This is a genomic window from Faecalibacterium sp. DFI.5.82 (assembly GCF_029076575.1).
GTDB lineage: Bacteria > Bacillota > Clostridia > Oscillospirales > Ruminococcaceae > Faecalibacterium > Faecalibacterium duncaniae.
This window is the reverse complement of the sequence record NZ_JARFIS010000008.1, coordinates 23,653-49,354: the sequence shown is the minus strand read 5'-3', so window position 1 is coordinate 49,354 and position 25,702 is coordinate 23,653. Positions and strand designations below refer to the sequence as shown.

At 62.3% G+C, this 25,702-nt stretch carries 22 protein-coding genes; 15 read left to right on the top strand and 7 right to left on the bottom strand.

Annotated elements, in window-relative coordinates; all coding sequences use genetic code 11:
- Positions 1 to 117 precede the first annotated feature (117 nt).
- The 5 genes from P0G09_RS10445 to P0G09_RS10425 form a co-directional block, all read right to left on the bottom strand.
- A complete protein-coding gene (locus P0G09_RS10445) occupies positions 118 to 825 on the bottom strand; it encodes a DUF308 domain-containing protein (protein ID WP_227613409.1) in 708 nt (235 codons plus the stop codon).
- 45 nt (positions 826 to 870) lie between these two features.
- The gene (locus P0G09_RS10440) at positions 871 to 2,265 is read right to left on the bottom strand and encodes an MATE family efflux transporter (protein ID WP_005928464.1); all 1,395 of its coding nucleotides are present in this window, start codon (positions 2,263 to 2,265) and stop codon (positions 871 to 873) included.
- 258 nt (positions 2,266 to 2,523) lie between these two features.
- Positions 2,524 to 3,132 (bottom strand): cytidylate kinase-like family protein, encoded by a 609-nt coding sequence (locus tag P0G09_RS10435; protein ID WP_097769755.1) that lies wholly within the window; start codon positions 3,130 to 3,132, stop codon positions 2,524 to 2,526.
- Between the two features lie 57 nt (positions 3,133 to 3,189).
- Positions 3,190 to 4,563 (bottom strand): hypothetical protein, encoded by a 1,374-nt coding sequence (locus P0G09_RS10430; protein ID WP_275252623.1) that lies wholly within the window; start codon positions 4,561 to 4,563, stop codon positions 3,190 to 3,192.
- Positions 4,564 to 4,602: 39 nt separating this feature from the next.
- Positions 4,603 to 5,439: a DUF624 domain-containing protein gene (locus P0G09_RS10425; protein ID WP_275252622.1), complete on the bottom strand. Its 837-nt coding sequence runs from the start codon at positions 5,437 to 5,439 to the stop codon at positions 4,603 to 4,605.
- A 195-nt stretch (positions 5,440 to 5,634) separates the two neighbouring features.
- Here P0G09_RS10425 and P0G09_RS10420 point away from each other — a divergent pair, with 195 nt between their 5' ends.
- The 12 genes from P0G09_RS10420 (at position 5,635) to P0G09_RS10365 (ending at position 16,750) form a co-directional block, all read left to right on the top strand.
- A complete protein-coding gene (locus P0G09_RS10420) occupies positions 5,635 to 6,357 on the top strand; it encodes a lysophospholipid acyltransferase family protein (protein ID WP_154276838.1) in 723 nt (240 codons plus the stop codon).
- Positions 6,358 to 6,365: 8 nt separating this feature from the next.
- A complete protein-coding gene (locus P0G09_RS10415) occupies positions 6,366 to 7,130 on the top strand; it encodes a hypothetical protein (protein WP_275252621.1) in 765 nt (254 codons plus the stop codon).
- Positions 7,131 to 7,134: 4 nt separating this feature from the next.
- Positions 7,135 to 7,296, top strand: a complete 162-nt coding sequence (locus P0G09_RS10410) for a hypothetical protein (RefSeq protein ID WP_227622885.1) — start codon at positions 7,135 to 7,137, stop codon at positions 7,294 to 7,296.
- A gap of 158 nt (positions 7,297 to 7,454) precedes the next feature.
- Positions 7,455 to 8,525 carry a chorismate mutase gene (locus tag P0G09_RS10405; RefSeq protein ID WP_342760530.1) on the top strand — a complete coding sequence of 357 codons (1,071 nt, stop codon included), beginning with the start codon at positions 7,455 to 7,457 and terminating at the stop codon, positions 8,523 to 8,525.
- On the top strand, positions 8,522 to 9,565 hold the full coding sequence (gene aroB / locus P0G09_RS10400; protein ID WP_005928440.1) for a 3-dehydroquinate synthase: 1,044 nt from the start codon (positions 8,522 to 8,524) through the stop codon (positions 9,563 to 9,565). Before P0G09_RS10405 ends, aroB begins: the two co-directional genes overlap by 4 nt.
- Positions 9,566 to 9,568: 3 nt before the next feature.
- Positions 9,569 to 10,711, top strand: coding sequence for a chorismate synthase (aroC, locus tag P0G09_RS10395; RefSeq protein WP_275252618.1), 1,143 nt, complete (start codon positions 9,569 to 9,571; stop codon positions 10,709 to 10,711).
- The gene (locus P0G09_RS10390) at positions 10,712 to 11,974 is read left to right on the top strand and encodes a shikimate kinase (RefSeq protein WP_154276841.1); all 1,263 of its coding nucleotides are present in this window, start codon (positions 10,712 to 10,714) and stop codon (positions 11,972 to 11,974) included. It abuts the gene before it with no gap.
- On the top strand, positions 11,955 to 12,419 hold the full coding sequence (locus P0G09_RS10385; protein WP_275252616.1) for a type II 3-dehydroquinate dehydratase: 465 nt from the start codon (positions 11,955 to 11,957) through the stop codon (positions 12,417 to 12,419). The genes P0G09_RS10390 and P0G09_RS10385 overlap by 20 nt, the downstream gene beginning before the upstream one ends.
- A 121-nt stretch (positions 12,420 to 12,540) precedes the next feature.
- A complete protein-coding gene (aroF, locus tag P0G09_RS10380) occupies positions 12,541 to 13,557 on the top strand; it encodes a 3-deoxy-7-phosphoheptulonate synthase (RefSeq protein ID WP_005928429.1) in 1,017 nt (338 codons plus the stop codon).
- Position 13,558: 1 nt separating this feature from the next.
- Complete coding sequence (aroA, locus tag P0G09_RS10375; protein WP_275252615.1) at positions 13,559 to 14,833, top strand: 3-phosphoshikimate 1-carboxyvinyltransferase; 1,275 nt, start codon at positions 13,559 to 13,561, stop codon at positions 14,831 to 14,833.
- Positions 14,823 to 15,683 carry a prephenate dehydrogenase gene (locus P0G09_RS10370; protein ID WP_097772985.1) on the top strand — a complete coding sequence of 287 codons (861 nt, stop codon included), beginning with the start codon at positions 14,823 to 14,825 and terminating at the stop codon, positions 15,681 to 15,683. Before aroA ends, P0G09_RS10370 begins: the two co-directional genes overlap by 11 nt.
- Positions 15,684 to 15,787: 104 nt before the next feature.
- Entirely contained in the window at positions 15,788 to 16,750 is a 963-nt protein-coding gene (locus P0G09_RS10365) for a WYL domain-containing protein (RefSeq protein ID WP_275252614.1), read from the top strand.
- Between the two features lie 36 nt (positions 16,751 to 16,786).
- Here the strand turns inward: P0G09_RS10365 and P0G09_RS10360 are convergent, their stop codons facing one another.
- Positions 16,787 to 18,826 (bottom strand): AAA family ATPase, encoded by a 2,040-nt coding sequence (locus P0G09_RS10360; RefSeq protein WP_097772984.1) that lies wholly within the window; start codon positions 18,824 to 18,826, stop codon positions 16,787 to 16,789.
- Positions 18,827 to 18,950: 124 nt separating this feature from the next.
- Between P0G09_RS10360 and pulA the strand changes: the two genes are divergently transcribed.
- Positions 18,951 to 20,906, top strand: coding sequence for a type I pullulanase (pulA, locus tag P0G09_RS10355; RefSeq protein ID WP_275252613.1), 1,956 nt, complete (start codon positions 18,951 to 18,953; stop codon positions 20,904 to 20,906).
- A gap of 108 nt (positions 20,907 to 21,014) precedes the next feature.
- Here the strand turns inward: pulA and P0G09_RS10350 are convergent, their stop codons facing one another.
- Complete coding sequence (locus tag P0G09_RS10350) at positions 21,015 to 22,424, bottom strand: trypsin-like peptidase domain-containing protein (protein ID WP_275252612.1); 1,410 nt, start codon at positions 22,422 to 22,424, stop codon at positions 21,015 to 21,017.
- Positions 22,425 to 22,913: 489 nt separating this feature from the next.
- On the opposite strand from P0G09_RS10350, the gene P0G09_RS10345 reads away from it, so the two are divergent.
- On the top strand, positions 22,914 to 23,771 hold the full coding sequence (locus P0G09_RS10345; protein WP_275252611.1) for a GNAT family N-acetyltransferase: 858 nt from the start codon (positions 22,914 to 22,916) through the stop codon (positions 23,769 to 23,771).
- A 302-nt stretch (positions 23,772 to 24,073) separates the two neighbouring features.
- Positions 24,074 to 25,678, top strand: a complete 1,605-nt coding sequence (locus P0G09_RS10340) for a peptide chain release factor 3 (RefSeq protein WP_005928402.1) — start codon at positions 24,074 to 24,076, stop codon at positions 25,676 to 25,678.
- Positions 25,679 to 25,702 lie beyond the last annotated feature (24 nt).

Here is a 25,702-nt window from a genome sequence, read left to right as displayed (position 1 = left end):
CCAGCTCCCCCAAAGGGGGAGCCTCTGGCAGAACGACTCACCTTGCGGGGAATCGCGAAAGCCTCTCCCTTTGGGAGAGGTGGCAGCGCGTCAGCGCTGACGGAGAGGGCGAGCCCGTTAATCGTTGATGTCTTCCTGCTCCACTTCCGCGCTCTCATCCACATGATCCAGCTCCACGGCGGAGGCTTCCACGTCGGCAGGGGCGATGTCCGGGGCGATCACGCCGTCACCGTTCAGATCCTGACCGGTCAGGGATTCCAGCATGGACTGGGTCTCGGGGTGGAGCTTGGCAAAGCGGCGGATGGCCAGCACGGTGTACAGGGCACTGAGCAGGTTGATGGCACCCTCGATGATGAGGATGATGCCAATGGCCATGACCAGCGTCTCCATGGTGCCGAAGGGGTTCAGGATCATCACCACGCCCAGCACCACGCTGAGCACCGGCAGCAGCAGGAAGCCCTTCCAGCTGGGGTACTCACAGCGGCGCAGGTCCAGAGCGTTCTGGATGCGGCCCAGGCTGTCGAAGATGACGAACAGGCCGAACACGATGGGCAGGATGCGCACCACGATGTCGCTGCGGAGGATCAGGAACGCGCCCAGGCCCAGGCAGATGATGCCCGAGATGAGGGTGAGCTGGCTCTGAAAGATGCCGCGCTCCACGGCAAAGTAGCGCACCAGCTGAACGGCGGCGCACACCAGCACCACGCCGCCCAAGGCGTAGCAGACCACGTTGAGGGCGGTGGAGGGCCGCATGAGCAGGAAGATGCCCAGCCCCAGGTAGAGCACGCTCATCAGGATCAGATTCCATTTCAACTTCTTTGCCATAAAAGGTCACGTTCCTTTCTTGTGTCGGACAGGTTTTGAAACGGTTTACTGTGCAGCGGCAGCGTTGTCGTACATGGGCTCGATGATCTTTTTGTCCAGGCGGGCAAAGAACACAAAGCTCAGGGTCACACTGACCAGCTCTGCAATGACGAAGGACCACCACACCATATTCACATTGCCGGTCTTACTCAGCAGCCAGGCGGCGGGCAGCAGGACCACCAGCTGGCGGCAGACCGAGATGATCAGGCTGAACATGCCGTTGCCCAGCGCCTGGAAGGTGGAGGACAGGATGATGCTCATGCCGGCCAGCAGGAAGTGGAAGCAGATGATGCGCAGGGCAGGCTTGCCGATGGCCAGCATGGCCTCGCTGGCGGAGAACAGGCCCAGCAGCTTGTCGGGCAGGAACTGGAACAGCAGGAAGCCGACCAGCATGATGGCCTCGGCATAGAACATGGCGCACTTGATGGTCTTTTTGACACGGTCGGGCTTGCGGGCACCGTAGTTGTAGCCGATGATGGGCACCATGCCGTTGTTCATGCCAAAGATGGGCATAAACACGAAGCTCTGCAGCTTGAAGTAAACGCCGAACACGGCCACGGCGGTGGCGGTAAAGGCCATGAGGATCTGGTTCATCAGGAAGGTCATCACGCTGCCCACGCACTGCATGGCGATGCTGGGCAAGCCGACAACGTAGATCCGTTTGATGGCTTCGGCGCTGGGGCGGAAGCCCTTGAAATCCAGCTGGATATCGGGGTTCTTGCGGAGGTTGAGGTAGAAGGAGACCCCTGCGCCGCAGAACTGGCCGATGACGGTGGCCAATGCTGCACCGGTGGTGCCGGACAGAGCCTCGCCGCAGTAGCCAAAGATGAAGATGGGGTCAAGGATGATGTTGACGATGGCACCCACCAGCTGGCTGATCATGCTCAGGGTGGTGCGGCTGGTGGCGGCCAGCAGTTTCTCGTTCATCACCTGCATGAACATGCCCAGGCTGAGCACGCAGCAGATGGTCAGGTAGCGGATGCCCTGCTCGGCGATGTCGGCATCGGCGGTCTGGGCGTAGAAGTAGGGGCGCACAACGGTCAGGCCCAGCACCAGAAAGACCAGGTAGCTGCACAGCGCCAGGAACAGGCCGTTCTCGGCGGTCTTGTTGGCGCGGGACTGGTTCTTTTCGCCCAGGCTCTTGGAGAGCAGGGCGTTGACACCCACGCCGGTGCCGATGCCCACGGCGAACATCATGTTCTGCAGCGAAAAGGCCAGAGAGACGGCGGTCAGAGCGTTCTCACTGACACGGGCGACAAAGATCGAGTCCACCACGTTGTACAGTGCCTGCACCAGCATGGAGATCATCATCGGGATGCTGAGCTTGATCAGCAGCGGGTTGACATCCATGGTGCCCATGATGTTTTCGGGTTCGGAAAGATTGAGCTGTTTGTTTTCCACGATTTCTCCTTTTGACGTTGAATGATAAACGAGGGTTTATGCTTGAACAGGAGGGAGGTGTCCCGCCCCTCCTGTGGTGTCCGGCGATCGCTTCGTGCTGTAAACAGCACCTGCGTTTCGCTGACCGCCGCGCCAACGGCTCCTCCCTTCATCCGCCACTGGCGGTGGTCGTTGCCGTTGCCCAAAACGTGGGCAGAGCACAAAAGCACCCTACCCACGAAGCAGCATTGTTTTTTGGGCCGTCCGGCCCGGCGGGGATCATTCGGCCATGGTCTTTTCCTTGGCGGCGACAGCGTCCAGGATCATCTTGACGCAGGTCTCGCGGCCCAGGGCGGCGTTGATGGCCAGATCATAGTTGTGGGCATCGCCCCAGCGGTTCTGGGTGTAGTAGTTGTAGTAGGCAGCACGGTTGCGGTCGGTCTTTTCGATCTCTTCCTTGATGCCCTTCTCGTCGTGTGCTTTGACCAACGGGTCGGTCTTGGCCAGCTCACGCCGCCATTCCACCGGTGCGTAGATGAACACGCGCAGCACATCCTTGCGCTCCCGCAGCACATAGTCACCGCAGCGGCCCAGAATGACGCAGGGGCCTTCCTCAGCCAGCTGCTTGATGATGCGGCTCTGCAGGATGAACACCTGATCACCCAGCGGGAGCTCGTTGCCCATGGTATACAGGCTGTACAGCAGGCTGTGGGTGCGGCGTTTTTCGCTGGCGGCTACGGCTTCCTCCGAGAGGCCGGAGTGCTTTGCGGCCATGGTGATCAGCTCCTTGTCGTAGAGCTTGATGCCCAGTGCGTTTGCAACATCCTCTGCGATGTAGTTGCCGCCGGTGCAGTACTCACGTCCAATGGTGATGATCGTTTTTGCCATAATGTGTTCCTCCCTATGTTGTGGTTTCTATCCCGAAAAGCGCTTTGCGCTGCCGGCTCAGAGGCCGGGCTGCACGGTGCTTGGGTCCTGTTGGGGTGCGGCAGGCTCTGCCGCGGGCTTGGGGGGCGCGGGGAGACGGACTTCCGCAACCCGCATCCGCCCGGTCTGGTCCACCGCGTACACGCTGCAGCGGCCGCCTGCGGCCAGCTGTTCGGGCGGGAAGAGCAGCCCGCCCTCGGGCGTGCGCTCCATCCGGCGGAAGGTGCGGTGGGCAGTGGTGGCGTGGGCCACGCCATCGTGGACGGCATAGGCCGCCCAGCCGGAAAAATCCTCCGGCAGCGGGTCCTGCTGGCCCCGCTGCTCAAAGAAATAGCTGCCATTCTCGGCGCGGGTCAGGTCGCATCGCACCCGGTTGGGCAGATCAGCGGCCACTTCCCGCTGCTTGGGCCGCAGGGCAATGGCCCGGCCCGTGAAGTATCGCATAAAATCCGACAGCGCCATGGTGCAGTTCACGGCACCGTCGCTGTCGGCAGTGGGGTCGTTCAGCAGCACGAAATCCGCCAGAACGGCATCATCGTGCCCAAAGCCCCGCAGGCCCATCCAGACCCCCACGGGGTCCCGCTGGCCCCGGACGCGGCGCTCCACCCGGACTGCGATGGAGCAGTCATCGTGGATCTGGGAGCGCAGGTCGGCCAGATCCATCCAGGCCTGCCAGCAGGGGTAGCCGCAGCAGCCCGCCGCAGCAGCCGCAAAGGCGGCATTGCCGGTGGAGCTGGTGGCTTTGTCCTCCATGGCGTAGGCAACTTCTTCGGGCAGGATATCCTCGCCGTAGCGGTTCATCAGGGCCGCCATCACAAGGGGCAGGTCCATCTCACGGCCAAAGCTGGGGTCGTGGGCGCTCAGACAATATTCCGGCAGGTAGAGCCGCCGGTTCAGCGGGTGGCCGTTGTGCTTCTCCCAGGCAAGGGGGCGTGCGGCAGCGGCCAGCAGCCGGACAGCCGGGGTCGCCTTGTCATCGTTGGTGGAAAGGTTCACCTGCAGCTGGATGCCGGTGCCGCCGCCCGGTGTGGCAACGGTGACGGTGTCCCCCATCAGGAACACCAGCCCGTCCTCGCTCTGGGCTTTGATGCTGCAGCGGGGGTAATCCGGTGCCCACTTGCCAAAGCTGAGCCAGCCGGTCCAGGTGTTCCCGGCATAGACCCGGCAGCGCACCTCGACCATGGTGTTGTGGGGGGCGCTGGCGTTCCAGCTGACATTCAGGTTGCAGAAGGCCGGCATGGCGAACTCCGGGGTGGTATAGCTGCCGTAGGGCAGGTAACGGCCGGCGGAGGAATCCAGCACCACCGCGCCGCTTTCCAGCGCCACATTGTCCAGTGCGCCCCGGGAGAAGGTCTCGGTGCCGTGCAGCACCAGATTGTTCCGTTGTTCCATCCGCACTTCTCTCCTTTGCGCGCTGTGGACGGCGCAGTGTTATTCTTCGGGGGTATCCTCGCCGCGCTCGGCGCGCAGCTCCTTTTCCAGCTGGGCATCGTGGAGCTTCTGGATGCTCTCCTCAATGTGGAACACCCGGTTCAGGTCGCCGTAGACGATCTGGCAGCAGATCTCGCACTGGAACCAGAAGCCGAACACCAGCATCAGCAGCAGGCCCAGCGGCATGCACAGGATCACCAGACCCCAGAACAGGATGGTGACCAGCGCCGCGGCCAGCGCGTGGGGCAGGAACGCGATCATGCAGTTCAGGCTGTTTTTCAGCGTCAGGCGCAGGGGCTGATCCAGCAGCACGATCTGGGGCCACATGTAGGAAAACAGCATGTGGAACAGCACAAGGTTCAGCACCGTGGCCACCCACATGGGAACGCCCACGTTGGTGCCGTGGTACAGCATGTTGAAGCAGAAATAGACCAGGAAGATCTGCACCGTGACGATCACGCAGTACAGGATGCCGGGCAGGATGCTGGCCTTGAAGTTCTGCCGGAAGGCCCGGCGGTAGGTTGTCCACCAGTAACCGGCCTCGTCTCGCAGGGCGCGCAGCACCGTGTCGTACACGCCGGCCAGCGCGGGGCCTGCAAGGATGCCGCCCGCAATGGCGCTGACGATCATTACGGTCAGGTTGTTCATCAGGAAGCCGATGTACACCAGGCAGATCACCGGCAGAAAGCCGATGCAGGTGAGCAGGTTTGCAAGGAACATGCTGCTCATATCGCGGCCCACCAGCTCAAAAAAGCGGCCTACGCCCGTTTTGCGGGGCGTGTCCTTTTCAACGCCCGGCCCGTCCTTGAAATCTTTAGAAGAAGGAAATAAACCCATTTGTTCCGGAATACCTCTCTTTTGTAATGGGCAGCAATGCCATTGTGCTACCTTTCTGCTTATAAATATACCCGGATTTTGTGGATTTTGCAAGCTAAAAAGCACGTATTTGTAAAAAAAGTGTGTTCTCTCCCATTTTGTCCCAAAGTATGTTACAATGATACTGGCCTTTTGGGCCGGAAGGAGGAAAGGAATTTGAGCATTTTACGCACCATTGCGTTATTCGTTTATCTGTTTGGCTATATGATCGTGCACTATGCCACCCTGCGCCGGGCCGAGCGTGCCCTGGCTGCCGGGGATCTGGACACGGTGGAGCAGATCGTCAAGGCCAACATCCCCCGCTGGAGCCGGGGCATCCTGCGCGTTACGGGGGCCCGGATGACGGTGGAAGGGCAGAAGAATATCCCGGCGGGGCCCTGCGTGTTCGTGGGCAACCACCGCAGCTACTATGATATCCCCATCCTGCTGACCGCGCTGGACGCGCCCCACGGCATTCTGGCAAAGGAGGAGCTGGAAAAGATCCCCCTGCTCAACCGCTGGATGAAGCTGCTGGGCTGTGTGTTCGTCAAGCGGGATGACATCCGCGCTTCCGTCAAGGCCCTGAACGATGCCACCGCCATCGTGGAGAGCGGCCGGAGCTTCGTCATCTTCCCCGAGGGCACCCGCTACAAGGGCGAAGAGGGAGGCGCGGGCGAGTTCAAGGCCGGTGCCTTCCGCATTGCCATCAAGACGGGGGTGCCCGTGGTGCCGGTGGCCATCTCCGGTGCGCGGGGCCTGTTTGAGGGCCACGGCCTGCGGGCCACGCCCGGCGATATCCGGGTGCGCATCCTGCCCGCCATTCAGACCGCAGGCATGAGCAAGGCTGAACAGAAGCAGCTGCCCGATGCCGTGCGCCAGACCATTCTGGCCCAACTGTAAGGAGAACTATGGCAAGCTATCGTTACGAGCGGGACATCGACCCCGCAGACCTTGCCCCGCGGGTGGAAAAACAGTATACCCGCAAAGAGCGCTGGGCCAACTGGTGGGATTATAACCTCAAGTGGGTCCTCCTGATCGGCATTGCAGCGGCTTTTGTGGCTTACAGCTTCATCGGGCAGTATTTCTTTACCACCAAGCCCGATTATAATGTGGCAGTGGTGGCCCCCTACTACCTGCCGGATGATACCGTGACCGCCCTGCAGGAGCAGCTGGCCCGATACGGCGAGGACCTGAACGGTGACGGCAAGACGGTCGTGACCCTGAATGTCTACACGCTGGATTATTCTGCCGGGGATACCCAGACCGAGAGCGATGCCTACCTGACCATGGCGGGCACCACCAAGCTGGCCACGGATGTGGCGGGCGGCCTGAGTTCGGTGTTCCTGCTGTATGACCCGGCAGGCTTTCAGGAGAGCACCGGCTCCCTGCGGTATCTGGACGGCACCCTGCCCGAGGCCGGAAGCGACAGCGACTGGTGGAACATGGTCTACCGCTGGACGGACTGCCCGGTGCTGGCCGGGCTGGACCTGGGCGAGTACCGGGCCGACACCACCCACGCCCAGGGCGGCGACAGCCAGACTTATCTCGCGGATTTCTACGTCGGGATGCGCGGGGCCTGGAACACCGGCACCGAGGAGAACCTTGCGGGCGGCGAGGAGCTCTGGCAGGCACTGACCGCCGGGGCAGTCTCCACCGTGGAAGCGGAGGGGTGAGCCGATGCGGTTCCGTCTCCTGCGCCGGGAAAAAGGTGCGCCCCGCCGCCCGGCCCCCGCGCCGGAGCCGCCGGCCGCGCCCGCTCCGCCCCGTGCCGCTGAGCTGGAAAACCCCTATGGGAGATACTATGGAACGGCGCGGAGCCGGGAAGATCTGAAACGCTGAAGAGGTGCTGCCACGGGCGGCACCTCTTCAATTCTATTCGCTTTTTGCAGGTGCTAGTTGAAAAGTTGTCCACCCTGAAACCGTGCGCCCTTTGTTGTTTCCGTGTCCGAGTTATGGTATACTAATCCAGTATCACGAAATGCAAAGGATGTGGAATGATGGACGCACTGGAACAGGCCCGCCGGGAGATCGACACGGTGGATGCCCAGCTGGCTGCCCTGTTTGAGCGGCGGATGAAGGCGGTGCTCAGCGTGGCGGAATACAAAAAGGCCCACGGCCTGCCCATCTTTGATGCCGCCCGCGAAAAGGTGGTGCTGGACAAGGCCGAAGCGCGGATCGGGGATCCGGCCCTGCGCCCCTATTACCGGGACCATGTGCAGAACATGATGGACGTGGCCAAGCAGTACGAGGCTGAGGTGCTGGGCCGCAACCGCGCTGCCTATCAGGGCGTGGAAGGTGCCTTTGCCCACATCGCGCTCCGGGCGCTCTTTCCCCATGCCGAGGCTGTGAGCTGCCCCACCTGGGATGAGGTGTTCGATGCCGTGGAAAAGGGCGATGCCGCCCACGGCGTGGTGCCCTTTGAGAACAGCCACGCGGGGGATGTGTCGGCGGTGCTGGACCTGTGTTACAACCACCCCGGGCTGTGGGTGGTGGATGTCTACGACCTGCCCATCTCCCAGAACCTGCTGGTGCTGCCCGGCACCCAGCTTTCCGACCTGACCCGTGTGTACAGCCACCAGCAGGCCATTGCCCAGAGCGAGACCTTCCTGAAGCAGTTCGGCCTGCCTGCCACGGCCATGCCCAACACGGCCATGGCGGCAAAGTACGTGGCGGAGAGCGGCGACCGGACCAAGGCGGCCATTGCCAGCGTGGAAACGGCCGCCCTGTACGGGCTGGAGGTGCTGGTGCCCAGCATCAACACCGATGGCGACAACACCACCCGCTTCATCGTCCTCAGCCGCGAAAAGCCCACAGCGGGCAACCGGTTCTCCCTGCTGTTCACGCTGGACAACAAGCCCGGCAAGCTGGCCGAGGTCATTCAGGTCATCGGTGCCAGCGGCTACGATATGGAGTCCATCAAGAGCCGCCCGCTGCCCCACGTCCCCTTTGATTATTATTTTTATGTTGAGCTGGTGGGAGACCCCGCCGCCGAAAAGACCGCCGCGCTGCTGCGCGAGCTGAATCATGTCTGCCGCACGGTACGGCTGTTAGGAGTGTATACGAAATGAGCGATTTCATCGGGACAAAGCTCACCATGAATCTGGGCGAGCGCAGTTATGATATCATCCTGAAAAACGGTGCTCTGGAAAACCTGTACCAGTTTGCCCGGCTGGACCGCAAGGTGGCCGTTGTCACCGACAGCGGCGTGCCTGCCGAGTATGCCCAGCGCGTGGCCGACCAGTGCCGGGAATCCACCATCATCACGGTGCCGCAGGGCGAGGCCAGCAAGAGCTTCAAGATCCTGGAAACGGTGCTCCGGCAGATGCTGGAGTTCAACATGGGCCGCGGCGACCTGGTGGTGGCCGTGGGCGGCGGCGTGGTTGGTGATCTGGCCGGATTTGCCGCTGCCATCTACATGCGGGGCATCGATTTCATCAACTGCCCCACCACCACCCTTTCCATGATCGATTCCTCCATCGGCGGCAAGACCGCTGTGGATCTGGGCGATACCAAAAACATCGTGGGCGCGTTCTGGCAGCCCAAGCTGGTCATCGTGGACCCGGCCACCCTTTCCACCCTGCCCCGCCGCCACTACATCAACGGTCTGGCGGAGGCGGTCAAGGCAGGCCTGCTGGCGGACCCCGAGCTGTTCGCCATCTTTGAAAAGGGCGATATCGACACCCAGATCAGCGAGATCATCTACCGCAGCCTGCGGTTCAAGAAGAACGTTGTGGAGCAGGATGAGACCGAGCGCGGGATGCGCAAGGCCCTGAACTTCGGCCACACCATCGGCCACGGCATCGAGGCTGTCAAGGGCATCAAGGGCCGCCGCACCGTGGGCCTGTTCCACGGCGAGTGCGTGGCGCTGGGCATGCTGCCCATGATCGAATCCAAGGCGCTGCAGAAGCGGGTGCGGGCGGTCTACCGCCGCATTGGCCTGCCCACCCGCACCACCTATAACAAGGAAAAGGTGCTGGCCGAGATGCTGCACGATAAAAAGGCCCAGGGCGGCCAGATCACGGTGATCAAGGTGCCGGGTCTGGGCTGCTGGCGGGCCGAGACCATCCCCGTGGAGGGCCTGCGCCCCCTGCTGGGTGTGGAGGAGTAAGCCATGAAAAACACCTTTGGCAGCGACCTTTCGCTGACCATTTTTGGCGAGAGCCACGGCAGGGCTGTTGGCGCGGTGCTGGACGGCATGGCGGCGGGCGTGCCTGTGGAGGAAGCCTTTCTTGCTGCCTGCATGGACAAGCGCCGTGCCCGGGGCGACGGCCTTTCCACCCCCCGTGTGGAGGGGGATGCGGTGCAGTTTTTATCCGGCGTGGTCAACGGCTGCACCACCGGCACCGCCATTGCCCTGATGATCGAAAACCAGAACACCCGCAGCGGCGACTATGCCAAAACGGCTGACCTGCTGCGGCCCGGCCATGCGGATTACACCGCCTACGCCAAGTACCACGGCTATCAGGATGCCCGGGGCGGCGGCCACTTTTCGGGCCGCGTCACCGCCGCGCTGGTGGCGGGCGGCGCTCTGGTGCTGGGAGCCCTGAACCGGGCCGGGATCGAGATCGTGACTCACATCGGGCGGTGTGCCGGGATCGGCGATGCCCCCTTTGCGCTGGATGATCCCGCCGCGCTGGCGGCGCAGGCCGAGGCACTGCTGAACAAGTCCGAGGGCTTTGCCCTGCTGGACGGCAGTGTGGAGGAACCCATGAAAGCTGCCATCCGTGCCGCCGGTGCCGAGGGCGACAGTGTGGGCGGTGTGCTGGAGACCGCCATTCTGGGCCTGCCCGCAGGCGTGGGTGAACCCTATTTCGACAGCGTGGAGAGCAAGCTCGCTCACCTGGCCTTCTCCATCCCGGCGGTCAAGGGCATCGAGTTCGGTTCCGGCTTCGGCTTTGCGGACCAGAAGGGCTCGGAGGCCAACGATGCCTTCCGGATGCAGGGGGAGCGCATCGTCACCGCCACCAACCACAATGCGGGCCTGAACGGCGGCATCTCCAACGGGATGCCCGTGGTGTTCCGCACGGCGGTCAAGCCTACTCCCAGCATCTACAAAACGCAGGACACGGTGGATTATATCGCAAAGAAGGACGCGGAGCTGTCCATTCAGGGCCGCCACGACCCCTGCATCGTGCCCCGGGCCGCCATTGTGCAGACCTGCGCCGCCGCGCTGGCCGTGGGCGACCTGCTCACCGCAAAATACGGCATGGCCTGGATGGAGAACCCCACCGGCTACCGCAAGGAGGTGCTGTAAATGGAATACGGACTCATCGGCGGGCGGCTGGGCCACTCCTACTCCAAGGTCATCCACGAGATGCTCTGCGGCTACCGGTACGACCTGTGCCCCCTGCCCACGGAAGAGGAAGTCCGGGCCTTTATGACCCGGCGGCAGTTCAGGGCCATCAATGTCACCATCCCCTATAAGCTGGTGGTCATGGAGTACTGCTCCTACATCGACCCCCACGCCAAGGCCATCAACGCCGTGAACACCATCGTCAACAGGAACGGCCTGCTCTACGGCTACAACACCGATTACCCCGGCTTCTCCTACCTGTGCGATGCACACGGGGTGGAGTTCAAGGACAGGACCGTGCTCATTCTGGGCACCGGCGGCACCCACAACACCACCTGGGCCGTGGCCCATGACCGGGGCGCGAAACAGATCTATACCGTCAGCCGCCATCCCGACCCCGAAAAGGGAGAGCTGACTTATGCTCAGGCCCTGACCACCGGGGCGCAGATCATCATCAACACCACGCCGGTGGGCATGTACCCCAATGTGGGCGTGAGCGCCCTGGATATCACCTCCATGCCCGGGCTGGAAGCCGTGATCGATGTCATCTATAATCCCGATAAGACCGAGCTCATCCTCCGGGCCGAGGAACTGGGGGTGCCCGTTGCCGTCGGCGGTCTGGAAATGCTGGTGGCGCAGGCAGTGTACGCGGCAGAATTTTTCCTCGACCGCAAGTTTGAGGATGCCGGTGCCGAGATCGCCCGTGTGACCAGCGAGCTGCGGCGGGAACAGCTGAACATTGCCCTCATCGGGATGCCCTCCTCGGGCAAATCCACCCTGGGCCGCGCTCTGGCGGAACGGCTGGGCAAGCGGTTCGTGGATCTGGACGAGGAGATCGTCAAGGCCGACGGCCGGAGCATCCCGGACATCTTTGCCGCTGAGGGAGAGGCAGGCTTCCGGAAGCTGGAGGCCGCGCAGACCGCCCGCTTTGCCAGGGAGAACCGGCAGGTCATCTCCTGCGGCGGCGGCGTGGTCAAAGACCCGGCAAACCTCCGGGCGCTCCACGCCAACGGCATCGTGCTCTTTATCGACCGGCCGCTGGAAGATCTGCTGGTGGGCGGTGGAAGGCCCCTTTCCACCAGCCCTGAGGCCCTGAAAACCATGGAAGCCCAGCGCCGTCCGCTCTATCTGGCGGCAGCGGATGCTGTGATCCCCAACAAGACCACCCCTGCGGATGCCGTGACGGCGGCAATGGAGGCGCTGGATGAAATTTTTAGTCATTAACGGTCCCAACCTCAACCTGACCCAGTTCACGGAGCCGGGCATGGAGGGGCAGATCGATTTTAATACACTGCTGGATTATATCGAGGCGGGCTGTGTCCAGATGGATGTTCAGGTGGACTTTTTTCAGTCCAACCACGAGGGTGACCTCATCGATGAGATCCAGTCGGCGGCAGGCCGGGCCGATGGCATCATCCTCAACCCGGGCGGCTACGCCTATTACAGCGTGGCCATTCTGGAAGCGCTGCAGGTGTGCGGCGTGCCCGCCGTGGAAGTGATGCTGGCCGACCCCAGCGGCAAGGAGCCCTTCCGCAGCGTGGATGTGGTCTCCTTTGGCTGTCAGGGCCGCTTTGCAGGCGAGGGGGTCAGCGGGTATCTCCATGCCTGCGCCTACCTTGTGCAGCTGCTCCGACTGGATGGCGGCGCGCAGACGGACCTGGTGCAGTAACAACCCTCTCAGTCTCGCATTCGCTCGCCAGCTCCCCCGAAGGGGGAGCCCTTGGCAAGTAGGGCAGGCTGTGCAGCAAAACTGAAAGCATAGAGACAAAACAGAAGGGAAAAGAAACAAGATGATCATTTCGACCAAAAAAGGCACCCCCAAGGAAGAGCTGGAAAAGATCGTAGACAAATTCGAGAAGCAGGGCCTGGATGTGACCCTGATCACCGGCAAGGATTACAATGTGTTCGGTCTGGTGGGCGATACCACCAAGATCGATGAGCGCGACGTGCTGGCCAACCCCTGGATCGACAACGTCACCCGCGTGTCCGCTCCCTATAAGCGGGCCAACCGCCTGTTCCACCCCGCCGATTCCATCATCGACTGCGGCGGCGTGAAGATCGGCAGGGGCGAGAAGATCGCCGTGATGGCAGGCCCCTGCAGCATCGAGGGCGAGGAGCAGGCACTGCGCATTGCCAACGGCGTAAAGGCGGGCGGTGCAAGCCTGTTCCGCGGCGGCGCTTATAAGCCCCGCACCTCTCCCTACTCCTTCCAGGGTCTGGAGACCGAGGGCATCCTCGATATGGTCAAGGCCCGGGAGGCCACCGGAATGCCCATCGTGTCCGAGCTGATGAGCGAGGACCGGATCCCGGAGTTTGAGGAATATGTGGACGTGGTACAGATCGGTGCCCGCAACATGCAGAATTTCCAGCTGCTCAAGGCCGTGGGTAAGATGCACAAGCCTGTTCTGCTCAAGCGCGGCCTGTGCAACACCATCGAGGAGTGGATCATGTCCGCAGAGTATATCATGGCCGGCGGCAACGAGCAGGTCATTCTCTGCGAGCGGGGCATCCGCACCTTTGAAAAGTACACCCGCAACACCCTCGACCTCTCCGCTGTGCCTATCATCCACGAAAAGACCCATCTGCCCATCATCGTGGACCCCAGCCACGCCACCGGCAAGGCCAATCTGGTTGAGCCGATGATGATCGCCGCTGTGGCCGCCGGTGCCGACGGTCTGGAGGTGGAAGTTCACTATGATCCCCGCCACGCATGGAGCGATGGCGCACAGTGCCTGACCCCGGATGCCTTTGCACAGGCCATGGCAAAGTGCCGTCAGGTCGCATGGGCCATTGGCCGGGATATGTAAGATGGATGTGGTGGTAAAACGCGCCCGCGCAGTGGCGGGCAGGATCGCCGCGCCGCCCAGCAAAAGCATGGCTCACCGGGCGGTGCTCTGCGCGGCGCTGGCAAAGGGAACCTCCCATCTCCATCATCTTGCTTTCAGCAAGGATATCTCCGCCACGCTGGGCGCGGCGGGCCGACTGTGCGCCCATGTCACCACCGGTGAAAACGATGCGGTGGTGGAGGGGCTGGGCCGCTTTCTGCCGGTTGATGCCCCCGTGGACTGCTGTGAGAGCGGCAGCACCCTGCGCTTCCTCATCCCGCTGGCCAGCCTGACCGGGCAGGAAGTAACTTTTACGGGCTGTGGGCGGCTGATGGAGCGGCCCCAGTCGGTCTACAAAACGCTGTATCAGCAGCAGGGCCTGCGTTTTGAGCAGGGCGCGGACCGCCTGACTGTGGAAGGTGCCCTGACCCCGGGCGAATACGAGCTGGCGGGCAACGTGTCCAGCCAGTTCATCAGCGGGCTGCTGTTTGCCCTGCCCCTGCTGGGCGGCACCAGCACCCTGCACCTCATCCCGCCTGTGGAGAGCCGGAGCTACATCGATATGACCCGCGCGGTGCAGCACGCCTTTGGCGTGGAGAGCCGCTGGCTGGATGAAAATACGCTGGAAATTCCCGGCGGGCAGCACTATCTTCCCGGTGATTACACCGTGGAGGGCGATTACAGCCAGGCGGCTTTTCCTGCCGTGCTGGGCGCTGTGACCGGCGGTGTGGCCATCACCGGCCTGTCTGAGGAGACCTTGCAGGGCGATGCGGCCATTCTGGAGATCCTCCGGCGGTGCGGCGCAAGATTCACCCGCACCGGGCAGGGCGTGGTGTTTGAAAAGGCCCCGCTCCACGGAACGGACATCGACCTTGCCGACTGCCCCGACCTGGGCCCTGTACTGATGGTGCTGGGCCTGCTGTGTGAGGGCACCACGGTCATCCGCAACGCCGAGCGTCTCCGCATCAAGGAGAGTGACCGCATCGAGGCCATGGAGACCGAGCTGCGGGCCTGCGGCGGGCAGCTGGAGAGCGAGGGCGGCACCATTACCATCCATGGCTGTGCCGGAGCGCTCCATGCCCCGGAGCAGCCGCTTTCCGGCCACAACGACCACCGCGTGGTGATGAGCCTTGCGGTGCTGGCGCTGGCTGCCGGGCTGACCCTGCCCATCAGCGGGGCCGAGGCCATTGCCAAGAGCTGGCCGGATTTTCTGGAAGCCATCAAGCCTTTGGGCGCGGAGGTGGAACATGTTGGATAAATCAAAGCGTTATCTCATTGTGGGCCTGGGCCTGCTGGGCGGCAAGTACGCCTTGGAGCTGAGCAGGGCCGGGTTCCATGTGGACGGCATCAACCGCAGCGAGGGCCATCTGCAGTATGCCCTCGACCACGGCTATATCGCCAGCGGCAAGACCCACGATTTTGAGGATCTGGTGCGTCAGGCCGACCATATCATCTTTGGCTTGTACCCCACGGCCCTGATCGAGTGGTTCCGGACCTACGGCCACCTGCTGAAGGAGGGCTGTATCTTTACCGATGTGTCGGGCGTAAAGACTGGTCTGGTGGAGCCCATTCAGGCTATGTGCAGGCCGGGCGTGGAGTTCATTGCCAGCCACCCCATGGCGGGCCGTGAGACCTCCAGCGTGGAGCATGCCGCCGAGGTGAATTTTGCCCCGGCCAACTTCATTGTGACCCCCACGGAAAAGAACACCCCGGAGGCCATTCAGTGGGCCAGGGAGCTGGCCGAGGTGCTGGGCTTCAAGCATATCTGCACCCTGACCGTGCAGGAGCATGACAGGATGATCGGCTATGTCAGCCAGCTCTGCCATGCCATCGCCGTCAGCCTGATGTGCGCCAATGACAATACCTCGCTGTGCGAGTACACCGGAGATTCTTTCCGGGACCTGACCCGTATTGCACGCATCAACGATAAGATGTGGGCGGAGCTGTTCCTCTGGAACAAGGAAAACCTTATCTCCGAGATCGACCAGTTCAGCGGGGCGCTGAACGAGATGCGCAACGCCCTTGTGGCCGATGACCGGGAAAAGCTGGAGGAGATGTTCCGCCTGTCCACCCAGCGCCGCGCGGCGTTTGATAAGAAAGCGCCGTAACCTTTTCAGCACACAGCACTGCTGTTTTTTCTGGCTCCCCTGCTGGGGGAGCTGGAAGCGAGACTGAGAGGTTTGGCACAACACGAAAAAATGAGGTGTACCGAATGCCCAAACAGGAAGGCCAGAAATCCAAGCTGCTGGCGCTATTGCGCATTTTTGAGCAGCAGACCGATGAAAACCACCTGCTGAACGTGCCGCAGCTGGTGGAGCTGCTGGAGGCGCAGGGCATCCGCTGTGAGCGCAAGAGCGTGTACAGCGATATTGAGGCACTGGGTGCGCTGGGCTATGACATCAAGCTGCGCCGGGGCCGAGGCGGCGGGTATTTCCTTGCCAGCCGCACCTTTGATCTGGCGGAGCTCAAGCTGCTGGTGGATGCCGTGCAGGCAAGCCGGGTGGTATCCGGTACCACGAGCAGGCGGCTGATCCACAAGCTGGAAAAGCTCTGCTCCAACTACGAGGGCAGCCAGCTGCAGCGTCAGGTCTATGTGGAGGGCCGCCCCAAGACCGACAGCAAGAGCCTGCTGTACAGCATCGATGCCCTGCACGAGGCCATCAACAACGGTAAAATGGTGGAGTTCCTCTACAGAAAAGCCGACAGCCGCGAGAAAGAGAAAAGGACCGTCAGCCCGTGGCAGCTGGCCTGGGAGAACGGGTGCTACTACCTCATTGCGTTTGCCGATGAAAAGGGCATCCGCCATTATCGGGTGGACAAGATGAGCGGGGTCCGGGTGCTGGATGCGCCCCGGCGGGGTCAGGAGCAGTTTGCGGATCTTGACCTGCCTGCCTATCTGCGCAAGCACTTTGGAATGTACGGCGGGCCGGAGCATCGCGTTACCCTGCGGTGCACCGCGGATCTGGAAGGTGCCATGCGGGAGCGCTTTGGCGCAACGCCCATGTTCCTGCTCGAGGAGAATGGCTGCTTCCATTTTGATGTCCCCATCTGCGTCAGTGACCAGTTCTATGGCTGGGTCTGCGGCTTTGGCGGCAAGATAGAAGTGGTCGCCCCGCCCGAAGTGCGGCAGGGAATGCGGGAGATGACCGCCCGGCTGGCAGAACAGCATCAATAACAAAAAAGGACTGCGAAAGCAGTCCTTTTTGCGTGTTTACGGTTCCTTCAATTCCAGATCACTGGGCAGGATCAGATCCAGGGCAGCGGCGGGCTCGGCGACAAGGCGGCGGCTCTGGTGGAAGATGGCCTTTTCCAGTGTGTTGCGGGCAAGGCGGCCATTGCCGGCGGTGCGGGCATCGGATTCCTGCCAGCGGGCATAATAGCCCAGCAGGGGTTCGGTGCAGGCTTCGGCCAGGGTATAGCCCTTGTTTTTGGCAAGGACCTGGGTGATCTGCAGCAGCTCCACGGCGGTGTAGTCCGGGAACTCGATCCGGTTGGGAAAACGGCTGGCAAGGCCGCTGTTGGCGGTGAGGAAGGTCTCCATCTCCCTGGTGTAACCCGCCAGAATGACCACCAGCTCATCCCGGTGATCCTCCATCCCCTTCACCAGCGTGTCGATGGCTTCCAGCCCGAAGCTGTCCTGCTCGCCGCGGTAGAGGCTGTATGCCTCGTCAATGAAGAGCACACCACCCAGGGCGCTCTCGATGACGCTGTTGGTCAGGGGGGCGGTGTGGCCGGTGTAGCGGCCCACCAGATCGGCGCGGGTCACCTCCACCAGCTGGCCGCCCTTGAGGGCACCGATGGCTTTCAGATACCGTGCCACCAGCCGGGCAATGGTGGTCTTGCCGGTGCCGGGGTTGCCCGTGAAGATCATGTGCATCGAAAGGCTGGCAGTCTTGAGCCCGGCGGCGGCGCGGCGCTGCTGCACCTGCAGGTTGTCGGCCAGACCGAACACATATTCCTTGACCGGGGCAAGGCCCACCAGCTCGTTGATCTCAGCGCGGATGGCATCCAGCGCGCCGGTGTAGGCCGCAGGCAGCAGGTCGAACAGGGGCTGGTCTGCGCCGTCGTTCAGGCGGAACAGCACCCCTTCCGGCCCGGCGGTCAGGGTCACGGTGCCGGTAAGGGTTTCATCGGTCCGCAGGCAGTATTCGCTCAGGGCACGGAAGATGCGGTCACAGCATTCGGCCAGCCCGGCGGCACCCTTCTGTGCGGTGCACTGAGCTGCGACATAGTCCCGCACGTCGGCCCCGGCGGAAAGGGTCAGCCCCAGCCGGGTGCGGATCTTCTGGGCCAGCGCGTTGAGCTGCTGTGCGGCAAGGGCGGCCAGATCCTCCCGGGTGTAGGAGGCCGTCTCGCAGACATCCCCCAGTGCCGACACCAGCGCCGCGCCGAATTTGTCAGCCAGTGCCTCACGGCCCTTGTGGGAGTAGAAGATGAGATATTTGCCGCAGGGGTCGATGCGGCTGACGGCTCCTGGGGCCAGCGCCGTGCCTGCATCCACAAGGATGCCCTCTTTGTTCACGAGATACCGGCTGGACAGGGGGGCGCTGCCCTTGACGGCCAGATCAGACAGGGTCTTCAGAAAGCCGGGATAGCAGCTCTCATAGTGCTCAAAGGCAAGGATCTCCCCGGGTGCGTGCAGGGCAGCGTAGAGGTCCTGCAGGAAGAGCTTCTCGGCTCCGGAATTGGGGTAAAGGGCCAGATCCAGCGTGGCGATCCTGTCGCTCTGCAAAAGGCCCCGGGCCGCCATGCAGCGGGCAGTTTCTTCCAGTGCAAAATGCCTGCCTGTGCCTGCCCCGCCTGTGAGCAGGATGACGTTGCGGGCGGCGGGGGCTTCGGTGCCCAGCACAAAAGGGCGGCGCATGGCCCGCACCACGCTGTCCACAAAAGCATCCTGCCCCAGCACCGTCTGCTTGACCTCGGCGGCAAGGCCTTCAAAGCTGCCCAGATGTTCCGGCTTCACGTCGGTGGTGCCCCTGGCCAGCAGGCCTTCGTCCTCCATGTCCCGCAGCATCTGGCGGCTGCTTTCCAGCGCGGCGGCGGTGGCATCGCTCTGGGTCCTGAGCTGGGCGTTCTGCTGCTTCAACAGCTCGTCCAGCCGTTTCTGCTGTTCCAGAAGCGCCGCGTTCAGGTCAGGCAGGGCGGCGCTGCCGCCTGTTTTGGGTGCAGAAGTGCCGGGGGCAGCCTTGAATCTGCCCCCCGGGCCGAACACGCCGTTCATCAGACTTTCCCAATCATCGGTGTATGCCATAAAACTTCCCTCCGTGCAGTACTTTTTCTTTCAGTATAGTGGAGTCTGGTACGTTTTGCAAGGAAAGGGTTGAAATAAAGGACAAAGTTCGTTACACTATTGTCAAATGAAAGGATGAATTGCTATGGAGCCAAGAACACCTGCTGAATGGAAGACGCTGTTTGAGAGCGAAGCCTTTGCCCGCCAGACGGAATACTACGGCCCGCTGGGGGTGGAGTATACCCCCGCCGGGACACACCTGCGCCTGTGGGCTCCCACGGCAAAACAGGCAGCAGTGAACCTGTACCGCAGGGGCACCGGCGGGGCCTGTGTGGGCACCCTGCCCCTGCAGCAGCAGGACAAGGGCGTGTGGAGCATCTATCTGCCCGGCGACCAGCACGGAAAATACTACGATTTCACCCTTACCACCCCGTTTGGCACCTGCAATGCAGCGGACCCTTACGCCCGCTCGGCAGGGGTGAACGGGGTACGCAGCATGATCTTTGACCCGGCCCGGGTAGACCCGCAGGGCTGGGAGCGGGATGTGCGGCCGGTGATCCCACCGGCCCGCCGCAGCGTGTGGGAGGTCAACGTCCGGGATTTCTCGCAGGACCCGGCCAGCGGTGTGCACACGGCCTGGCGGGGCAAATTTCTGGCCTTTACCCAGCAGGGCACGACCCTGAGCAGCGACGGCATCCACCCCACCTGCCTGAATTACCTCAAGCGGCTGGGGGTGAGCTATGTCCAGCTCATGCCAATCTTCGATTTTGGCAGCGTGGATGAGAGCCGCCCCCTGACCCGGCAGTATAACTGGGGCTACGACCCCACCAACTTCAATGTGCCCGAGGGCAGCTACTCCACCGACCCCACCCGGGGTGAGGTGCGGGTGCGGGAGTGCAAGCAGATGATCGCGGCCCTCCATGCGGCGGGCATCGGCGTTGTAATGGACGTGGTGTATAACCACATGTACCGCTCCGATAATGTGCTGAACCGGGTGGTGCCCCTCTACTACTTCCGCCAGAACGATGACGGTTCCCTCTCCAACGGCAGCGGCTGCGGCAACGAGTTTGCCTCCGAGCGGCCCATGGCCCGGCGCTATCTCATTGATTCGGTGCTCTACTGGGCACGGGAATATCACATCGACGGCTTCCGGTTTGACCTGATGGGCCTGTATGACGTGGAGACCATGAACCTCCTCCGGGCTGAACTGGACAAGCTGCCCGGCGGGCGGGATATCCTGATGTACGGTGAGCCGTGGCAGGGCGGCTGCAGCGCCCTGCACCGGTACGAGGCCAACAAGAACAACCTGAATATGCTGAACGAGCGCATCGGCATCTTTTGCGACAACACCCGGGATGCCATCAAGGGCGGCTGCTTCGATGCCCGGGAGCCGGGCTATGTGGAGGGCAAGCCCGGGAGTTTCTGGGATATCGGTGCTTCGGTGGCGGCGTGGTGCCGCAGTGAAAAGCTGCCGCCCCACGCCCCGGGGCAGATCATCAGCTACGTTTCGGCCCATGACAACTTCACCCTGTGGGATAAGCTCCTGATGGTGCGCTACGCCCGCCCGGAGTTTGCCGCTGTGGACAAGACCGCCCTGGCCCAGAACCGGCTGGCAGCGGGCATCTACCTGACCAGCATGGGCCTGCCTTTCTGGCAGGCGGGCGAGGAGTTTGCCCGCACCAAGAAGGGGCAGGGCAACAGCTACCACTCCAGCCCGGCCCTCAACCGGCTGGACTGGCACCGGGCCGAACAGTTCCACAGCCTTGTGGATTACTACCGCGGGCTCATTGGTCTGCGGGCGGCGTTCCCCCGGCTGGGCGCGCTGGACAAGGCCAGCCCTGCCGCCATCGAGTTCTTCCCGCTGGAACAGCCTCTTGTGGGCTGGCGGCTCCCCGCCCAGTGGGGCGACGGCGCAGCGTGGAGCGCCCTGTGCGTCTACTATAACCCCACCGAGGCGGCGCAGGTCGTCACCCTGCCCGGCGGCAGCTGGAAGCTGCTGAGCGACGGCATCTCCTCCAGCCTGTGGCGGGGCAGCAGCCGCATCTGCACCGGCCAGACCGTCCTCCTGCCCCTGAGCGCCACCGTGTTCGGGCAGGTATAAAAATACGGTCTGCCGTTGCTTGACAACCTGCAATTAAAAATCCCCTGACCAGTTCAACGCCGGTCAGGGGATTTTTGATTTATGGATCAGGAAAAAGATTGGGGAGAATCAGGAGTTTTTCTGTGCCTGCTGGGTCTGGGCGTTCTTTTCGCCCAGGGTCAGGCTGACGGTCTGCATCTGGCCCTCCCGGGCCACGGTGATGGAAAGGGTATCACCGGCGGCATGCTGCTGGATCAGGGTGCCAAGGTCGTCCTTCTGGGCGATCTCGGTGCCGTCGATGCTCACGATGCGGTCACCGGTCTTCAGACCGGCCTTGTCGGCGGGGCCGCCCTGCACAACATCCACAACGTAAACGCCGTAGGCAGTGACGTTGAGCTGTGCGGCGGTCTGGGCATCGGTCACAGCCAGATAGGTGATGCCCATGTAGGGGCGGCCGGAGACATAGCCGTTCTCCAGCAGATCCTGTGCTACTTTGATGGCATCGTTGATGGGGATGGCGAAGCCCAGACCCTCCGCATCGCTGGAGGAGGACTTTGCGTTGACCAGACCGATGAGCTCACCGTTCATGTTGAACAGGCCGCCGCCGGAGTTGCCGGGGCTGACAGAGGCATCCATCTGGATCAGGGACATGGTGTTGGTGGAGCTGGTGCCCTGGATGGTCACGCTGCGGTTCAGGGCGCTGACGATGCCGCTGGTCACGGTGCCGCCCAGCTCACCCAGCGGGTTGCCCACGGCCAGCACGCTCTCGCCCACGGCAAGGCTGTCGCTGTTGCCAACGGTGGCGGGGGTCAGGTCAGTGGCATCGATCTTGAGGACAGCCACGTCGCTGGTGTCATCCTCGCCCACCACGGTGGCGGGGTAATCGGTATCGCCGATGGTCACGGTGATGTTGGATGCGCCAGACACAACGTGTGCACAGGTCAGGATATAGCCGTCGGAGCTGATCACGACACCGCTGCCTGCGCCGCTCTCCACCTGGTTCTGGCCGTACCAGGACCACTGGGAGTAGACCACCTGCTCGGTGGTGATGACCACAACGCTGGGGCTGACCATCTCAGAGACCTGAGCGGTGGTCATGCCGGAAGCAGTGTTCACTGCGGAGGCAGAGCCGAAATCACTGCTGGACGTGGAGGAAGGTGCCACCTGCTGGATGACCACCTTGCCGCCTGTGTTGCCCACCCGGGCTCCCACAAAGCCGCCGACAAAGCCCATGGCTGCGGCCAGCACCAGCGCAACTGCACTGCGGGCGATGTTGCCGTTTTTCCGGCGGCGCTTTTTGGGAGGCTGCTTGGGGCTTCCCTGTGCGGCCTGATACCGGGGGCCTTCCGGAGGCGGCACCGCGCCGCCATCGCTGCCGCTGCTCGGCTCGGCCTGGGGGGCAGCCTGTGCGGCCTCGCCGTAGGTACCTGCCGTGTTGGCAGTGTTCATGCCGGAGGAGCCGACGTTGGGGTAGCCGGTCTCGCCGGTCTGGCTATGTTCAGAGGAATAATCGTATTCCCACTTGTTCTCATTATCCATACTGGTTACTTCCTTTCTCAAAGGGAATGGTTCGGAGGGGGCGCTTCTGCCGCACCTCCTTGGAACTGTTTCTATTGTATCCGGTAATTGTGAAAAGGAATCGCTGACCGGGTGAAGAATATGTGAAATAAGGTCGCAGCGGGAAGCCTTGACAGCGGCGCGGGGGCTTGGTATTTTAAGGGTGCAGCGCAGAAGCCGGCAGCGTTGCGAAACCTCTCCGTCATCTTCGCTTTGCTAAACCTCTCAGTCGCGGGCGCTGCCGCGACAGCTCCCCTAGTAGGGGAGCCCTTGGCAGAGGATTTGTTTTTCGCAATGATCGCTGGCGCTCCAAAACCAATGCCTGCCGCAGGACAAACAGGAGCGAAGCGCTGACCCACGAAAACGCGACGGTATGCCAAGGCCTCTCCTACTAGGAGAGGTGGCATCGAGCGAAGCGATGATGACGGAGAGGTTTAGCCCAGCAGGGCAAGCTCGCGAAAGGAGCAAATTATGAAACTGGAAAAGATTCCGGGCGGTTATGCCCTGTATAAAGAGAAAACCATCATTGGCACCTGCCAGGCCCGGCCCACGGAGCAGGGCGCGGACATCACTGCCCTGACCATTGTGCCGGAATGGCGGCGCAAGGGCTACGGTTCCTACCTGTTAAAAGAGGTATTGCGCAGCCTGGGCGGCTATGACAAAGAGCGCGCCACGGTGTTCACGGCTCCTCTGCCTGCCGATGCGGGGGAGCGGGCTTTCTGGGCAAAGTTCGGCTTTGCGGCAGAGGGCAGCGGCCTGTGCCGCCGCCGCACCCCCGACCTGACGGCCGTGAAGCTTGTGCAGGACTTCCTCGCCGCGCGGCTGGCTGACCCCAGGCTCTGCATCGATGCCACCTGCGGCAACGGGGGCGACACGGCTTTTCTCTGCCGCCTTGTGGGCAAAGAGGGCCGGGTGCTGGGCTTTGACATCCAGCCGGAAGCCATTGCCTCCACCCGGCAGAACCTTGCACGGAAGGGCCTTGCGGCAGAGCTTCACTGCGACAGCCACGCCAACCTCTTACAATATGTACAGCCCGGCACCGTCGATGCCGTGATGTTCAACTTCGGCTGGCTGCCCGGTGCCGACCACGGGGTGTTCTCCCACGCCCAAAGCAGCATCCCGGCGCTGGAAGCTGCCCTTGAGGCCCTGCGGCCCGGCGGGGTGCTCAGCGCCATCCTGTACAGCGGCAAGGTCATCGGCTCCGACGAAAAGACCGAGATCCTCCAGTGGATGCGCTCCCGGCCCCTGAAACAGTGCACCGCCCTTGTCTGCAGTTTCGCCAATTGGGCCGATACCGCCCCCTTGCCCTGCTTCCTCCTGAAAAAATAACAAAAACTCTTGCATCTAGGTGGAATTGCTGGTAAAATATAAGTTGTGTGTAATTTTGGCATCCTTGCCCTCTCAGCCAAAGCCTGTCGGCTTTGCCAGCTCCCCCGAAGGGGGAGCCAACGCATCTGGAAGGAGAAGTGCTGCAGATCTGCAGGGCCTGTACCTGGAGCAGCAACCGGCTCTCCCTTTGGGAGAGCTGGCTGCGAAGCAGACTGAGAGGGCAAGCCAGTTTACGGAGAATCACCAATGTAACGTGAGATTGACCGAATAAAGAGCCATTCTGATTCAGGAGAAATCAATATATGACAAATCGTGAAGAGATCGAGCGCCGCCGGACGTTTGCGATCATCAGCCACCCCGATGCCGGCAAAACGACCCTGACCGAAAAGCTGCTGCTGTACGGTGGAGCCATCAATCAGGCCGGTTCCGTCAAGGGCAAGCAGAGCGCCAAGCACGCTGTGTCCGACTGGATGGATATCGAGAAGCAGCGCGGTATTTCTGTCACTTCCTCTGTCCTGCAGTTCAACTATGCAGGCAAGTGCGTGAACATTCTGGATACCCCGGGCCATCAGGACTTCTCGGAGGATACCTACCGTACCCTGATGGCAGCGGACTCCGCTGTCATGGTCATCGATGCTGCAAAAGGCGTTGAGGCCCAGACCATCAAGCTGTTCAAGGTCTGCACCCTGCGTCACATCCCCATCTTCACCTTCATCAACAAGATGGACCGCGAAGCCCGCGACCCCTTTGAGCTGATGGAGAACATCGAGGAGATCCTGGGCATCAAGACCTACCCCATGAACTGGCCCATCGGCTGCGGCAAGGAGTTCAAGGGCGTGTTCGACCGCAATACCCGCAAGGTGCTGGCTTTCTCCAGCGACGGCCGCGCCAACGGCGTGAAGAAGGTCAACGAGACCGAGGCCGAACTGGGCGATGCCGCACTGGACGAGCTGCTGACCCCCTACCTGCACCAGCAGCTGGTGGACGAGATCGAGCTGCTGGACGGCGCTGCCGAGGAATTTGACCTCGACAAGGTGCTGCGCGGTGAGCTGAGCCCTGTGTTCTTTGGCTCTGCTCTGACCAACTTCGGCGTGGAGCCCTTCCTGGAAAACTTCCTGCGGCTCACCCCCACCCCGCTGGCCCGTGTGGACAGCCTGACCGGCGAGCCGGTGGACCCCTGCCGCGACGAGTTCTCGGCCTTCATCTTCAAGATCCAGGCCAACATGAACAAGGCCCACCGTGACCGCATCGCCTTTATGCGCATCTGCTCCGGCAAGTTCGAGCGCGGCATGGAGGCTTACCACGTGCAGGAGGGCAAGAACATCAAGCTGGCCACCGGCACTCAGCTGATGGCGCAGGATCGCGCCATCGTGGATGAGGCCTACGCGGGCGATATCATCGGCCTGTTTGACCCGGGCATCTTCTCCATCGGCGACACCCTGTGCACCGGCAAAAAGAAGGTCGAGTTTGCGGGCATCCCCACCTTCTCACCGGAGCATTTTGCCCGCATCGAGCAGAAGGACACCATGAAGCGCAAGCAGTTCGTGAAGGGTATGGAGCAGATCGCCCAGGAGGGTGCCATCCAGATCTTCCGCGAAGTCGGCGGCGGCATGGAGGAGGTCGTGGTTGGCGTGGTCGGTGTGCTGCAGCTGGAAGTGCTGGAGTACCGCCTGAATACCGAGTACAACGTGGAGATCCGGATGCAGCAGCTGCCGTTCGAGCAGCTGCGCTGGGTGAAGAACGACCCCGACACCTACAACCTGCGGGATCTGGATCTGACCAGCGATACCAAGGCTGTGGAGGATATGAAGGGCAACCGTCTGCTGCTGTTCACCTCTGATTGGGCCGTCCGCTGGGCCGAGACCCACAACGACACGCTGGAATTGAGCGAGTTCGGCAATATCTGATTGGAAAAAGGAGAGCTGCTGTGC